This is a genomic window from Prosthecobacter sp. SYSU 5D2 (assembly GCF_039655865.1).
Classification (GTDB): Bacteria; Verrucomicrobiota; Verrucomicrobiia; order Verrucomicrobiales; family Verrucomicrobiaceae; genus Prosthecobacter.
On record NZ_JBBYXL010000011.1, the window covers coordinates 129439 to 144719 of the forward strand.

The following is a 15281-nucleotide window of genomic DNA, read 5'->3' on the forward strand; positions in this document are numbered from 1 at the left end:
GACCGCCATTGAGCCGTGCCGCATGCGGCACGGGAGTCCGAAAACTGACTCCAAGCTTACTTTGGCAGCATGGTGAAGTATTGCTCTTCCATCTGTTTGACCTTGGCGCGCAGGGGGGCGAGCTGGGGTTCCATTTTGGCGAGCTCGGCAGTGATCTCGGCGAGGTTTTGGTCGCGGACGGGATTGTCTTTTTTGGCGGCGGCGATGGCGGCTTCAGAGTCGGTTTTCTTCTTCTGAGCGGCGGCGAGGGCGGCGGCGGACTGGGCAACTTCGGCTTTTTTGGCATCAAGGATTTTCAGCTCCGCTTCCAGTTTGGTGTGGGCTTCGGCGAAGGCTTTTTCAAGGGCGGGCTGGGCGGCTTTGAGCTGGGCAATGGCGTCGTTCAGAGGCTTGGCTTTGGCGGCAAACTCCTGCTCCAAGGCGCCGGGGATGGCCTGCTTGGCGGCGAGGGCGGCCTTCTGGGCAGTGATCTCTTTGCTGATGCTTTCATGCTGGCCGCGATGAGGAGCGGCAGCTTTGTCTGCTGCGGCGAGAGCGGCCTGGGCGGCGGGCATTTGTTTGTCAAGCTGGGTCACATTGGCGGCAGATTTGGTTAAGCTATCTTTGGTCTGGGCGACGACTGCACGAGCGGCGTTCAGGGCTTTTTCGGCGGCCTGACAGGCGGCATTGCGGGCATCAAAGGCAGTCTGGGCATCGGCCAGTTTGAGGGTGGCTTCGGTGGCCTGCTTTTCCGTAGCGGCGAGCTTGGCCTGGGCGGCGGCAAGGGCCCGCTCGTGAGGAGGCAGGGCTTCATTTTTGGCCTTGGCATCGGCCAGGGCTTTTTCGGTTTTGGCCACTTCGGCACGGGCGGCCTGGATAGTGCGACCGGTGCTGGCAGTGGCCAGGCGGACTTCGGCCAGGGCTTTGTCGGCGGCCTGGAGTTCTGCCGTGGTTTGGGTCAGGGGGGCTTCGGCGTCCTTGGCGGCTTTTTCCTGGGCTGGCAGGGCGGCGGTGAGGTCGGCGACGGATTTTTTGGCGGCGGCAAGGTCGGCTTGCAGCTTGGTGAGGGCGGCCTGTGCGGCCAGGACTTTTTCCTGTGGCACTTTCAGTGTGGCGGCGACTTCAGTCAGCTTTTTGGTCAGGGGATCAATCTTTTTCTGGATGTCATCCGCAGACTTCTTGGCGGCGGCGATGCCTTCATCACGGACCTTGGCCAGGGCGGCAACTTCGGCTTCGCGAGCAGCGATGGTTTTCTTGCTTTCGTCCAGTTTGGCAGCAGCGGAGGCATCCACCGTGCGGGTAGGCGTGGTGGCGGATTCAATACCATCGAGTTCGGCCTTCAGCCTGGCCAGGGTGGCCTCGTGCTGGGGGATCTGGCTGACGGCTTCGGCGATGGCTTTTTTGGAGGCTTCGATGCGTGCGATGTTGGCGGCTTTGGCCTCTTCGTTTTCCTTTTTGGCGGCGGTGTAGTCGTTGAAGTTGCCTTCCAGTTTGGCGAGGTTCTCTTTCTCGGTGAGGACACCGACATTGAACTGGGCGGCCTTCAAAATGGTGGGCAGCTTTTGCATCACGGCGATCTGGTTTTTATGATCGGCAAGCAGTGCCTGGGCGGCGGCGAGGGCGGTCTTGGCATCGGCGATTTTCTTCTCGCTGGCGGTGATGGCGGCGGGCCAGGCTTCGAGGCCTTTCTTCAGCTCAGGAAGCTGCTTTTCTTTGGCTGGTTTGGCGGCCTTGAGAGCGGCGACCTGGTCCTGGGTGGCTTTGATGGCCTTGTCAAAATCAGCGATGGGCTGTGGGGCGGTGGCGGTGGCTTTTTTCAGTGCGTCCAGCTTGGCTGTCTGCTCTTCCAGGGACTTGGTGACTGCGGCAACTTTGGGCGCGTCCTCTGGCATGGTGAGGGCGGCTTTTTCAGCGGTCAGCTTGGCGATGGCGGCCTCAGCGGCCTTGAGTTCCGCGAGGGACTTCTCGTGCTTTTTCAGCACTTCAATTTGGGCGGTTTTTTTGGCCTGGGCATCTGGCACGGCTTTCTCAGCCGCGGCGATCTGGGCAGGCAGATTCTTGATCTCGGCTTCGAGAGCGGCAACAGCAGCCTGGGCATCGGCGGCTTTCTGTTTGGTTGCGGCGAGGGCTGCTTCGGCGGCGGGTACGGCATCCTGGGCGGCCTTCAATTTGGCTTCGACTCCAGGAAGCTCGGCCACGAGGGTGGTGGCGAGTTTTTCAGACTCGACGATGCGCTGGGCGATGAGCGGCGGGTTGCTGGAGAGCTGGCCGACTTCCAGCATCTTGGGCTGGACAGACCAGACTTTGATCTCACCACGCCAGTTGGCGGAGACGGTGCTCTTGGAGTCATGAAGGGCGATGACCTTGGTGACGATATCGCCCTGGCTGGCGGCCTCGCCGGTCTTGTTGCCATTGATGTCCCAGGTGCGGATGAGGCCGTCGTTGCCGCTGGAAACGAGCTTGCCATCGGGGGTGAAGGAGACGGACTGGACACCGCCGCCATGGGCTGCCCAATTCTTGATCTGCTTGCCCTCGTTCATCTCCCAGACGCTGATGGTGCCGTCCATCGAGCAGGAGGCGAGGATGTTGGAATCGGCGCGCCAGGCGAGGTCGGTGCAGGAGGCTTTGTGCTGACCGAGGATGTAGAACTCACCGCCATTGGAGGCTTCCCAGACCATGACGTTGCCGTTGCGGTCCGAGGTGGCAAGAAGTACGCCGTCCGGGCTGAAGGCGGTGCCCATGATCCACTCGGTGTGCTTGCTGATCACATAAAGTTCCTCGCCGCTGGCCGTGTCATAGACTTTGACCTTTTTCGAGGGGCTGCCAATGACGACCATTTTGTGATCTGCGCTGATGTCGGCGCTCATCACCTGGTCGAACTCTTTGCCGATCTCGGTGATGCGTTTCCCGGTCTTCACATCCCAGACGATGGCATGGCCCATCTTGCCGCCTTTGCCGCCGCCCATGACGAGGAGGGAACCGTTGCGACTGAAGCGCAGGCTGCGCGCATAGCCTTCTTCATAAGGGAAGATGCCCGCGAGGGTGCGGGTATCCGTGTCATACAGGAGGATCTGCTTGGTGCCGGCGATGGCGACGAGGGAGGTCCAGGGGCTCGCTGCCATGGCCACAACCGCCGTGGTGCGGGGGGTGACGATGACCGGCTCAAGGAGAACATGTTCCGGCTTGGCAATGGGGCCTTCAGGCTTGCCGCTGGTGACGGCGACGGTCATGTCCACCTTGGGTTTGCTGGACTTTTTGGCGACGCTGGACTTGGTTTCGAGAAGGCCGCCGCTGATCCATTTGGCGAGGATTTCCAGCTCCTTGGCATTGAGTGCCGTTCCTTCTGGCGGCATGAAAGGCTCCTCTTTTTTGGCACAGGTGGCCCAGAGGCGGCTGCTGTCCGAATTGCCTGCCTCCACGATGGCCCCGCCGCTGCCGCCGGTCATGAGAGAACCGAAGCTGGTGAGGTCGAGGTCGCCTTTCTTTTTGTCAGGGCTGTGGCAGGAGAAACATTTGTTCTCCAGCAGGGGCCGGACATGGTCCTCATAGGTGATCTTTTCGGCATCCTGGGCGACCGCTGCGGTGGCGGAAAAAAGGGTGAGTGAAAGGATCTTGGCGTGGGTTTTCATGGGGGCGGAGGGCGGGGAGAGATCAGGGATCAGCGAGATGCGGACAAGGGCGTCCGCACTCCGGTGAGATGGCGTGGATGATGACGCGGATCGTGGGGGACGGAGAGGTTTGCACGGGAATGCGGACGGGGGCGTCCGCGCTCCGATTAGTGATTGAAGTAGAACTCTTTGGAGTTCATCAGAGCCCAGAACACATCTTCGAGGGCCTGCTGGCGCTGGTCGGCGGCACCGGCCAGGGTCTGATGGATGGCTTCTTTTTCCTTGTCCTTGGGCATGCGACCAAAGACGCGGAGGTAAAGGTCTTCGACGATTTCAGCATCGGTCTTCTTTGCGGCGATGAGGTTGGCGACGACTTTGCCCTGCTTGATGCGGTCATTGACGGCATCGCCGTTCATCAGGTGAAGGGCCTGGGAAAGGGTGGGCTCCATCTTGACTTCACAGGAGCAGACGGACTCGCGTTTGGCACGGCCGAAGGTGGTCAGGAAGTAGTTGCTGACGGCACCGTCGGCGATCTGGACGGCGCGGGCACCGAGGGGCAGGCCCTGGAACTTGTTAGGCGTCTCGGTGATCTGGGAGATGGCGTCCAGGAGGATCTCGGCACGGACGCGGCGGACCTGGGCGTGGGAGAAGTTCTTCAGGTCGCCGGCATTGGTCTCATTGACCTTGGTGCTGCGCTGGTAGGTCATGGAGTTGCAGATGTCCTTCACCAGACGGCGCATGTCATACTTATAGTTCGTCAGATTTTCAGCCAGCGCGCTGAGCAGCTCAGGATTGGAGGGAGGATTGGAGACTCGGACGTCATCCACCGGATCCACGATGCCGATGCCAAAGAAGTGCGACCAGACGATGTTGGAGATGTTGCGGGCGAAGTAAGGGTTCTTCGGGGAGGCGATCCATTCGGCCAGCACCTTGCGGCGGTCTTCGCCGGGCTGGATTTCCGGGGTTTCGCCACCGAGGAACTTGGGCTTCATGACGGCCTTGGTCAGGAAGTGACGGGATTCGCCGCTCTTGTTGTTAAAGATGATGACTTCCATCGGGTCATCTGTGGCTTTGCGGCCGACCTGGGAGAAGAAGGCCTTGAAGCCATAGTAGTCATCCATGGTCCAGCGGTCGAAGGGATGGTTATGGCACTGGGCGCACTGGATGCGCATGCCCATGAAGACCTGGGCGACGTTTTCGGTGAGCTTGAGCTGGTCCAGCTCCGTCTGGTAAAAGTTCACCGCCGGGGTGGAAACGGTACCGCCAGTGGCCGAGAGCAGCTCGATGACGATTTCATCCAGCGGGACGTTTTTGCCCACGCGGTCACCTAACCAATTGTAATACAAAAGGGCGTTTTTATAGAAGGGCGGGCGGTTGTTGTTACCGGCGATGTCGGAGCGGATCTGGAGAAGCTCGGCCCATTTCATGACCCAGACTTCGGTGAACTCTTTGCGCTGGGTCAGGGTGTCAATCAATGCTTCGCGCTTCTTCGGATTGGCATCAGCCAGGAAGCTTTTGACTTCATCGGGCTTCGGATAGATGCCGATGACGTCAATGTAAGCGCGGCGGACAAACTCCTCGTCGGTGCAGACGCCGCTGGGGACGATGCGAAGCTTGTGGAGGTTCTCATTGACCAGCGTGTCAATGTAGTTGTTTTCCACCAGCTTGGGCCGCTCATACTCCAGCTTGGCCGGGATGACGAGCACCTGGGAAGTGACGCTATAGACATCAAAGCGGGCCAGGGCGAAAGCGGCACCGCGCTCACCGCTGGTGACGAGGCCATCTTTGTTGATGGTGGCCGTCGGGTCATTGTTGGACATGAACAGGGCGAGCTTGGTCACATCGCGGTCCGTGCCGTCCGAGTAGGTGGCGCGGACGGTGACCTGCTGGGTACTGTTGGCACCTTCCAGAACGATCTGCTTGGGATAAACCTCAATGCCGGTCACCTTGGCGATGTCCTTGCCATCATAAACGGCGCCATTGCTGATCCATTCGAGGACGGCCTTGTTATACTGGGAATCCGGCTCGTAGCACTGGTTGCCAGAATGAGGGACGGCACCGGTGGCTTTTTCCACCAGGGTGCTTTCTTCCGGAATGGCGAGGTTGATGCGGCGGCCGACCATCTCACGGGTGAGGCGGTTGTAATCGCCGGCAGGGTCCATGCCGAAAAGGCTGAGGTTGAATCCGTCCTTGCCACGGGCAGCACCATGGCAGCCGCCTGAATTGCAACCGCCGCGCAGGAAGACGGGCATCACATCCAGGTTAAAGGAGATGGGGCGGTCCTTGTGACCGTTACTGAGGCTGACGGGAGCCTTGACGGTGCTGCTCCCGAGGGTGGCTACAACTTCCGTGGCTCCAGTATCAGCGACGGGGTTGAGGACATCGCCTTTGAGGACAGCAATCTTAGAATCGGCGACACGCAGGTTGGCAAACTTGGTGACGTCACGGGTGGTGGCATCGTCAAAGGTGGCCATGACGACGACCTGATGGAAGTCGCGCTTGGTTTCCAGGGCAAACTTCTCCGGGAAGATCTCCAGCTTGGTCATGGAGGGCAGCTTGGCGTTTAGGTCAGCCAGGGCTTTGATCTCCTCGGGGCTTTTATGCCGGAGGGTCAGACCCTGGGGCCACTGGGCACCCTGGGCGATCCATTGCTGGAGCAGGGCGATTTCTTTGGGATCGAGAGGGCCACCTTTGGGGGGCATGATGTCATCATCGTCAGCGGGCAGGAGCACACGCTTGAGCAGCTCGCTTTCATGCGGGTTCCCGGGGACGAGAGAGGGGCCGGAGGAGCCGCCTTTGATCATCGCCTCGGCCGTATCCATGAGCAGCTTGCCTTTGACCTTGTCAGGGTTGTGGCATTCCAGGCACTTGCTTTCCAAAACGGCCTGGACCTGGGTGAAGTCCACCGGTGCAGGGGCTGCGGCAGCCGCCGGAACGGGTGCAGGCGCTGCGGCAGGGCTGGCCAGTGCCAGGGAGGGCAACGCAGCGAGGCTGAGCAAGGTGAGATGATAGGCGAGGCGGGGGCGTGTCATGGTGACGAGAAGGGGGCTTGGGAAGTACCTACGCTCCGTGTTTTACTTTTTTTCGATAATGGATAAAAATCACACAAAACGGGTGGGGATTAGAACAGGATCGTTCAAGCGAAAATTGGGCGTGAATCCGATGATATGATTTCAAACCAACCCGAACGGACTGCCGAAAATCCCACACCCAAAAATCAGGAAGACTGGATCCTGCGGATGAGGTCGGCTGTTTCCTGCGGGGTGAGGATGCTTTCCAGGCCTTCTGGCATGAGGGAGGTGGGGAGGGTTTTCAGGGAGCGGATGTCCGCCCTTGGAACGGGGAAATCTACACCGCCGGGAAGGCGGAGCGTGATGGCGGAAGGAGTCTCAGCCGAAAGGATGCCTGCGAGGATGCTGCCATCCGTGCGGGTGATCTGCGTAGTGACGTTGCGCTGTTCGACGGCGCGATTGGGGTCAAAGATGGCTTCAAGGATCTGGGCGACCGGTTTGGCCGCGACGGTGGCCAGGTCGGGGCCGACTTCCGCTCCGGCACTGCCCAGGCGGTGGCAGGCCATGCAGGCTTTTTGATAGACGAGGTCTCCGCGCCGGGCATCCCCCTCCAGCGGAGCGATGGCGGCCAGATATTTTTCCACCACGGCAGCGCGGTCCGGGCTGGTGTGGGTGATGGCAGGAAGGGCGGGCGCGGCCACCGGGGCGGCCTTTTCAGGAAACCAGGAGGCGAGTTCATCCGCATGGATATCGAAATCGCCTGCGGTGGTGAGGGCGGCACCGCGAACCTGAGGATGGGCGGAACGCAGCAGAGCAACGAGGGCGGGTTGGTCCTGGCCCGTGAGCAGATGCACCGTCCAGGCGGCCTGAATACGAACGGCGGTGGAGGCGGAGGAATCGGCGGCCAGCTCACGCAGCCAGGAGGCAGCCGTGGGATCCGCCTTTTCTAAAAGGAGGCGCTGGGCCGTGTCCCGCTGCCATCGGTGTGGCGACCGCATGGCCGACGCGGGAGGCAGCGGCAGGGTGGAAAGCTTACTCGCAGACGCAGGAGTGGCGATGCGGTAAAGGCGGCCGCGATCTTCACCGGCGCGCAGATTCAGCCCCCGGGCGATGCCGTCCGGTATCCACTCTGGATGCTCCAGGACGAGGCGGTACATGTCCGCCAGATAGAGCGCTCCGTCCGGCCCTTCACGAACGAGCGAGGGACGGAACCAGTGATCCGTGCTGGCGATGAACTCCGCCGTTTCATCCTCCGGGTGGCGGCGGGTGGTGAGGGGAAAGCGGGTATAGTCCAGCACCTCCCGATGCACCAAATTATGGGCAGGCTCGCAGACCAGCATGGTGTAATGCTGCCCATCAAACCAGGGCACGGGGGAGCAGGCGGCGGTCAGCGTCTGGGTGGCGCTGGCCCAGTTAAAACGACGCACGGGCGCGCTGATGGGGAAGACTTTTCCATCCGTATTGAGGATGCCGCGCAGGGAACCGGCCACCCGCTTGGGATGGACTTCGAGGTAACGAAGTGGCAGGTGATAATGCCAGCCGCTGGAGGTGTTGTTATTGCCGAACCAGTTGCCGAAATCATCGCGCCAGCGGCCGTATTGGGATCCGCCCGGCCTCTAGCTGGAACTCACCCGTCACGGGGTGAAAGCGGAAGTCACTGGTGCCGAGCAGGATCTTCTGGCCGGTTTTTAAAACGGTGATGTTGCCGCCGCTGTCGCCATTGGCTCCATAAAACCAGCCGTCCAGGCCCCAGCAGAAGCCATTGACCAGATGCTGGGGATTTCCCGCCGTGAAGCCGGTAAACCAGGGCTCGCGCCGGTCGCAGATGCCGTCGCCATCGGTGTCCTCGGCATACAGAATGTCCGGGATGGTGGAGATAAAGACGCCGCCTTTCCAAAAGGCCAGGCCGGTGGGATGGCGCAGGCCGTCCAGAAAAAGGCTGGCCCGGTCATAGAGGCCATCGCAATCGGTATCCTGGAGGATTTTGATGCGGCCGGTCTGCAAAGGGGAGACCTGCGGCGCACCCAGGCGGCCATCACGGGTGGTCTCGCCGGGGGCAAAGGGATAGTCCCCCATTTCCACCACCCACAGGCGGCCCTGGGAATCCCAGTCCATGAAAATGGGATCCTGGACGAGGGGCTCATGCGCGATGAGGGAAGCCCGGTAACCCGGTTTGACGCGCAGGGCCTGAAAGGACTCTTTTGGGGACAGGGGAGCCGGGCCAGGAACGCGCAGCAGCTCCTCCAGCGATACGGCCACGGCACCATCCGCCTTTCTCAAGGCACCTTTGCTGAAATGCAGCCCCGTGGCCTGCCCCTGGGCATCCACGAAGAGAGGGAGGCTGTTGGCATCCCCTGCCCTGCCCTCGCGCAAGACATGGGACCAGCCGCGATCCCACTGGACGTTCTTTTTCTCGACGGGATTGAAGAGATAAACGCCGTAGCTGTGGGGATTGGAGACGATGAGGTCATCGTGTCCGTCATTGTTGAGGTCGGTAAACAAGGGGCCTCCATGCTGGGATGAGGCGGGCAGCGGGGCGATCTGGCGGGCCTCCTCCAGGGTCAGCGCGGCCAGGGCGGATGCCCCCATGAAGAGGATGGCCAGGATAACTGGCAGGCGGACTGGGCTCATTTGGACAAACGGTCCAGGAGATTGCGGGTGATGCGGTCCACAGCGGGGTCTGCTCCCTGGAGACCGTGGGACCAGTCGGTGGTGCCGGCGGTGAAGACGGTGCCGCCCCGGGTATAAAGGCCCATGCAGGCGGCCCCGGTGCGGCCTTTTTCCCAGCGGTCATACCATTCGGCATCGTCCGGATGCCAGCGTACCGGGCAGGTGGCCAGGACCTCAAAGTCCGGCGGGGTGCCGTCCTTGCCCGTGGGGAATGGCAGGCCGTCCCGCCACTCGAGTTCGCAGCCGTCGCATTCGTATCCGACGACGGTATCCTTGTCTCCAAACTCATCCCCCTGCTTCAGTCCGGCACCGGCCAGCACCCAGTGATCTGGACGATGGATGGTATAAGCAGCGGACTCTTCCATGAACTGGCCGTGGCTGCGCCGATACCCGCCCCAGAGGAAACCAACGCCGGTGAGGGAATTTTCCGGCCGCTGGAGGAGGTGATGGCTCCAGAGGGTAGTGAGCGTTTTGTAGTCGCGGGTTTGAAACACGGGGTCCAGATGGTAATTTTGCTTCCAGCAGGTAAAAGCGCGGCCGGCGTCCTCGCTGCGGACCTGCCAGCAGCAGGTGTTGCCGCTGAAGAAGGCCACGTTGCCACCGGAGCCGATCCAGGACTCCAGATGATCCCGCATGGGGGTGGACCAATATTCATCATGCCCGACGCTGAGGACGAGCTTGTACGCACCGAGCATCTCCGGATGAAACTCGAGATCTGAATTCGCAGCGTATTCGAGCTCGTATCCGCTGGCCTCGGCCCACTTCACAAAGGGCAGCTCCCATCGTGAGAACTGCGATGCGACAGGACGATCAAAGCTGACTCGATGGCCCTGGTTGTTCGAAACGCTGTTATACGCATAAACACTGAAGCCGCCCCAGTTGGAATACGCGTTATAAGTATTCGTCGCGAGCTGAAGGAGGATCTTGGAGCGGCTGCCTGGAGTAGCGCTACGGACGATGAAGAAGGCGCTGCCTTCCGCCGTGCGGCGGCTGCGGTGGGTCCACTTGCCACCGGCATCGGCGGCACGCAAGGACACCTCATAGTAACCAGATTTCCAGTCCTGGGCTACCGGCACGCGCAGACTTTCCGGCCAGCGGCAGCCATTGGCGGAGGCATCCTCGGGCACGGGACTGAGCTGTCCTGCGACCCCGGATTTCCGCCAGACGATTTCGCGTTTGGCACCGATGCGGGCGATCTCGACATCAAACTTCGCCGCGCTGGTGTTGACGTGAAGAGGAAGCTCCTCCCCCTGGGCGACGCTGAGGCGTCCGGCATACCCTTCAATGAAAAGAGGTTCCGGGGCAGCAGCCGCTGCCATTGTGGGAGCAGCCACCAGGAGGGATAAACAGCGGCGTCTTTTCATTCCCACGCTACGGGAAATTGAGAGCACAGCTTTCACCGCCTGGAGACTGTTGCGAAACTATATCGCGTTATTTGCCTGCGGCTTCCTGGCGGAGCTGCTCCAGGCGGGAGAGCTGCTTGGGAGCGGCGGGCTTGGCTTCTTCTTTCGGCTTGGCCTCGGCCACGACAGCAGGCTTGGCGACAACTTTGCGGGGTGCATCAATACGCAGGGTGGAGCCCAAGGCGATGCGGTGGGTGGTGGTGCCGCCGGTAACGGGAATTTCCACACGCACAAAAAGGTTGCCCTGCTTGCCGACGGGGGATTTCTCAGTGGTGGTGACTTTAAAGACGACTTCCTTGGTGTCCTTGTTGATTTTGGCGGACTCGATCGGGATGGTGTCGGGCACGCCGACAACGGAGGCTTCCGCTTCACCTTCGAAAGGAAGGAGGGATTCAATCTTGGCGACCATGAGGGCTTCCTGTCCGCGCTCCACGGCGACGAGGGGGATGGCCGGGGCATTCACATAAGCAGGCGCGGTGGTGACCTCACAGAATGGTGAGGCATTGTAAACGCGGCCGTTGCCGGCATCCGCCTCGCCCATGACGACGAAATTCCAGGTACCTGCAGGGGTGGTGGCCTTGGCATCGAGAACAAAGGTGCATTCATCCTTGCCTTCCGCGATGGTCTGCTCGCCAAGGGTGCTGATACCGTTTGGCTTCCAGGGCAAGAAGACGCGGATGGGGGCTTTGAAACCTTCTTTGCGCTTGGCGACAACTTTCAAGTTGAGCACGCCCCCGGCGACGAGGGGCACAGAAGGTTTGGCGATTTCCAAAGAATACGGTGCCTCTTCCACCACGGCGACGGGGAGATGGTCACGCACCTCGGTATAATAAATGACGTTGCCCTGGCGGACGACATCGAACTCCTGGCGCATTTTGCCGACGACTTTGACATTCGGGTCCACAGAGGTGAGCTGAATCGGCACCGTGGCATGGCCGAGCGGGGCATCCGGGGCGGCTTCAAAAAGCAGCGGGATGCCCGGCTGGTCCTTGGGGGCGATCTGAGTGATGAGCTTGACGCCGGCAGGGAGGTTAGGGGCCTGGAACTGATAATCACCACTGACATTGGTGCGGGAAAAATTGGCCAGCAGGACCATGCGCCCGCCGCGTGGGACGGCGGCGAACTGGCGGTAATGGGAATCATTGACGGTGTAATTGGGGGAGGCAAACGTCAGCTCTGGCTGGCTGGCGGCGAGTTCGATGCGGTAAACGAAATTCGGTCCGCCACGGCCCAGGTGGTCGGACACGCTGATGGCGTATTCACCATCGGCGGGGACTTTCAGGGTTTGCTTGCTGTCCAGGCGGCGGCGGCCACCGCCGTCATCGTTGGAGGCGAGCCGGCTGCCTTTGGCGTTGAAGATGCTGACGACGGTATCCAAAGGAGATCCGAGGCTCTGGGCGAAGGCCTGGAGAATGACCTGCTGGTCTTTTTTGAGGGAAATTTTGAAGAAATCCACATCACCGGGGGCATCAATGATGCCATTGAGGGCGACAGGCTCGCCGACAGTAACGGCGGTGGCGGTGGCCTGGTCGTTGTTGGGCTCCGTTTCCAGCGTGTTGTCATAGGAGACGAGGCGGAAGGGATTGCCGGAAGGGGCGGCTTCGGCCCCTTTGGAGAAGATGTTGAAGCCGGGGTTTTCGACCGTTGGGAGGGTGACCGCCTCTTCAAACGCGCCGTCTTTGTCAATGAACTTGACCTTCATGTTACTGCCGAGCTTGCCACCGGCAGGATAGACGACGTCCGGGCGGCGGAAGCTGCCGATGTGGAGGCGGTAGAAGCTGAGATTGCTGCCGCGATAGGATGAATCGCGCACCATGATGTGGTATTCGCCATCATATTCGGCGACGAAGGAGCAGTAGCCGTCCTGACGGTGGAGGATGGAATCATCCGAGAAAGCTTTTTCGAAACGGTCCTTGTCGAGAATGGCGATGTAAGGATCAAAGACGGTGTAGCCGAGGCGGAGACCGTCCACTTCCAGGCTGATGCGCTGGCCTTTTTTGACGTTCAGTTTGTAGTAATCCACGTCTTCAGACGTGATCAGCCCCTCGATGGTCTGATCCAGAGAGATGGCCTGGGCAGTGTCGAATTCGGAGTTGGGCTCCACTTCAGCGACGTTCGGGTATGGGCCGACGAAAAACTGGCGGGCATGGGAGATGCCGGTGCGGGTGCGGATGCGGATGAGATGGTTGCCAGGCTCGACACTGGCATCCACGGCGATGGTGAGCTCCACTTTTCTGGCCTCGACTTTTTCCACGCTTTTCTGAGTGAAGCCGGGGGAGAAGAAGATGAGGCTTTCGAAGTCTTCAAGGCGGTTGCCCGTGATGGTGAGCTTCATTTCCGTGCCACGCTGGATGCCCCGGGGCTGAGTCGAGGTGAATTCAGGATAGGCAGCCTGCAAGGGAAGGCTGCCGAGGATGAGCAACGAAAGCAGGGAGGCAAGGTGGCGAAGATTCATGAGCGGAAAAAGGAGCTGTGGGTAATTACGTGACCCTGGAAGAGATTTATTGCAGAAATCAGACGGTGGCAGGGCGTGTTAGAAAGGGAAAAGGCGGCATGGATGGCTCCACACCGCCTTCAAAGTTCAGACCCGTGGAGGACGCATCAGGCGATCCACTCGTTCATGACGCGACCACCATTGACGATGTCCACAGGGCGTCCACCATCGGACATGATGCGTTTTTCACCATTGATACCGAGGAGGCGGTACATGGTCTTGGCCAGATCTTCCGGGCCGACGGCATCGCGATCAGGCTCGCCACCGAGGGCATCGGAGGCACCGTGAATGTAGCCTTCCTTGACGCCGCCACCAGCCATGGCGACCGAGAAGACGCGCGGCCAGTGGTCACGGCCATTGGTGCCGTTGACCTTCGGTGTGCGGCCAAATTCTGAGCTGACCATGACCAGAGTCTTCTTGAGCATGCCGCGGTCGGCGAGGTCGGTGATGAGACGGGCGAAGGCTTTGTCAAAGTCCGGGGCCTGACGGTCAAAGGAGCCTTTGATATTGCTGTGGTGATCCCAGCTACCGTAGTTGACGGAGACCATGCGGACGCCGGCTTCCACCAGGCGGCGGGCGAGCAGGAAGCGCTGGCCAGCGCTGTTGCGACCGTATTCATCGCGCAGCTTGTCGGTTTCCTTGTTCAGGTCAAACGCTTCACGTGCCTGGCTGCTGCTGATGAGGCCATAGGCGGCCTGATAGAAGCTGTCCATGGCGGTGATGGCGTCGGACTTTTCAGCAGTGCGGAAGTGCTCATCCACAGTGCCCAGGAGGGAACGGCGGCGCTCGAAGCGCTTGTCATCCACATCCTTGGGCGTCAGGAGGTCACGCACGGTGAAGTTCTTGTCCGCCGGATCGCTGCCGAGGGCAAAGGGGCCGTAGGCGCTGCTCATGTAACCGGTGCCCTGGTCTGGAGCGACCATGTTTGGCACCGCGACGTATGGAGGCAGGTTGTTGCGGGAACCCATCTCATGGGAGATGATGGAGCCGAAGCTGGGGAACTTGATGGCAGGGCTTGGACGGTAGCCGGTGAACATGTTGTGCGTGCCACGTTCATGGGCGGCCTCACCATGGGTCATGCTGCGGATGACCGTCAGCTTGTCCATGATCTTGGCGATGTTCTGGAATTTCTCACCCACGTATTCTCCAGGGATGGAGGTCTTGATGGGGGTGTAGGGGCCGCGATAGTCCGGGGAGGCGAAGGGCTTCGGATCCCAGGACTCGTGCTGGGCCATGCCGCCAGGAAGGTAGATGTGAATGATGGAATCCGCGATGGGGCTGAAGGACTCCACATCGGCAATTTTCTGCGCGGCCTGCAGACGCAGCATCTGCGGCAGGGTGAGGCCGAGGCCGCCGAGCATCCCGACGTAAAGGAAGTCGCGGCGACTGGCTCCGGATCGGAGGTCAAGGTGATTGCCTTGGCAATTGGGGTGCATTTTCATAGCGCGGGAGGAGGGGTTATTTGATCTGAATCAGTAGGAATTACGGGTGGCCCCCATCCTTCTTGCAGAATCGGAAAAAGTTTTTTTTGGCCCGATTATTCGCTGCCCTGCTCTTTCATCCCTGAGAGTTCCATCTGACGCCGCTTGACTATCTGCTCAAAATCCATCTGCGAAGAAAACTTGGGAGGCAGTTTCTGGCGTTCAGCAGGTGGCTCCGGGGTGGCAGGTGTTTCGTAGGCAACCACGTTGTTATCCATTTCCACCGCCACGATGGGGCCGGTCTTCCAGGTAGTGACCAGGCTCCAAAGGGTGACGGCCAATATCAGAACACCTACGGATACGAGGCCCATAAACAGGCGGCGGCTGGCGCGGGCGAGGTCAGGATCTGACTTCATGCGATGATAAGGCTGGCCGGGAAAGTGGCGCTGCCCGCTCAGACCGGGTGCCTCCTCCGCCCCAGGTGCGGAACCCACCAAAAGGGCTTTCCGTTTCGCCCCGCCTTCTTTTTCTGCAACCTGCAGCATCAGAGGCACGCTGCATGAAGGACAGGTCCGCGACCGGGCCACATCGGTGACCTGAACGCGAACCGGAGTCTCACAATGAGGGCAGACGATGGAAACAAGAGGCATGACTTGCAGGGGGGGATAAGCACTTATCATGCCTTATGCGTCCTC

The 15281-nt window shown here is 60.6% G+C and carries 8 protein-coding genes; all 8 read right to left on the reverse strand.

Features of this window, described 5'->3' with window-relative positions:
- Positions 1-56: 56 nt before the first annotated feature.
- Positions 57-3608, reverse strand: a complete 3552-nt coding sequence (locus WJU23_RS18815) for a c-type cytochrome domain-containing protein (protein WP_346334159.1) — start codon at positions 3606-3608, stop codon at positions 57-59.
- Positions 3609-3754: 146 nt separating this feature from the next.
- The gene (locus WJU23_RS18820; RefSeq protein WP_346334160.1) at positions 3755-6619 is read right to left on the reverse strand and encodes a DUF1549 domain-containing protein; all 2865 of its coding nucleotides are present in this window, start codon (positions 6617-6619) and stop codon (positions 3755-3757) included.
- Positions 6620-6804: 185 nt separating this feature from the next.
- Positions 6805-8088, reverse strand: a complete 1284-nt coding sequence (locus tag WJU23_RS18825; RefSeq protein ID WP_346334161.1) for a c-type cytochrome — start codon at positions 8086-8088, stop codon at positions 6805-6807.
- An 88-nt stretch (positions 8089-8176) separates the two neighbouring features.
- Positions 8177-9229 carry a PVC-type heme-binding CxxCH protein gene (locus WJU23_RS18830; RefSeq protein WP_346334162.1) on the reverse strand — a complete coding sequence of 351 codons (1053 nt, stop codon included), beginning with the start codon at positions 9227-9229 and terminating at the stop codon, positions 8177-8179.
- The gene (locus WJU23_RS18835; protein WP_346334163.1) at positions 9226-10632 is read right to left on the reverse strand and encodes a N,N-dimethylformamidase beta subunit family domain-containing protein; all 1407 of its coding nucleotides are present in this window, start codon (positions 10630-10632) and stop codon (positions 9226-9228) included. The genes WJU23_RS18830 and WJU23_RS18835 overlap by 4 nt, the downstream gene beginning before the upstream one ends.
- 67 nt (positions 10633-10699) lie before the next feature.
- Positions 10700-13126, reverse strand: coding sequence for a peptidase (locus WJU23_RS18840; RefSeq protein WP_346334164.1), 2427 nt, complete (start codon positions 13124-13126; stop codon positions 10700-10702).
- A gap of 146 nt (positions 13127-13272) precedes the next feature.
- On the reverse strand, positions 13273-14607 hold the full coding sequence (locus WJU23_RS18845; RefSeq protein WP_346334165.1) for a DUF1501 domain-containing protein: 1335 nt from the start codon (positions 14605-14607) through the stop codon (positions 13273-13275).
- A gap of 95 nt (positions 14608-14702) precedes the next feature.
- Complete coding sequence (locus tag WJU23_RS18850; protein WP_346334166.1) at positions 14703-15236, reverse strand: hypothetical protein; 534 nt, start codon at positions 15234-15236, stop codon at positions 14703-14705.
- Positions 15237-15281: the final 45 nt, after the last annotated feature.

What these genes read in the sequence shown, in the direction of transcription:
- WJU23_RS18815 (WP_346334159.1), bottom strand. Translation starts at nt 3,608, where the DNA reads ATGAAAACCCACGCCAAGATCCTTTCACTCACCCTTTTTTCCGCCACC.
- WJU23_RS18820 (WP_346334160.1), bottom strand. Translation starts at nt 6,619, where the DNA reads ATGACACGCCCCCGCCTCGCCTATCATCTCACCTTGCTCAGCCTCGCT.
- WJU23_RS18830 (WP_346334162.1), bottom strand. Translation starts at nt 9,229, where the DNA reads ATGAGCCCAGTCCGCCTGCCAGTTATCCTGGCCATCCTCTTCATGGGG.
- WJU23_RS18835 (WP_346334163.1), bottom strand. Translation starts at nt 10,632, where the DNA reads ATGAAAAGACGCCGCTGTTTATCCCTCCTGGTGGCTGCTCCCACAATG.
- WJU23_RS18840 (WP_346334164.1), bottom strand. Translation starts at nt 13,126, where the DNA reads ATGAATCTTCGCCACCTTGCCTCCCTGCTTTCGTTGCTCATCCTCGGC.
- WJU23_RS18845 (WP_346334165.1), bottom strand. Translation starts at nt 14,607, where the DNA reads ATGAAAATGCACCCCAATTGCCAAGGCAATCACCTTGACCTCCGATCC.
- WJU23_RS18850 (WP_346334166.1), bottom strand. Translation starts at nt 15,236, where the DNA reads ATGCCTCTTGTTTCCATCGTCTGCCCTCATTGTGAGACTCCGGTTCGC.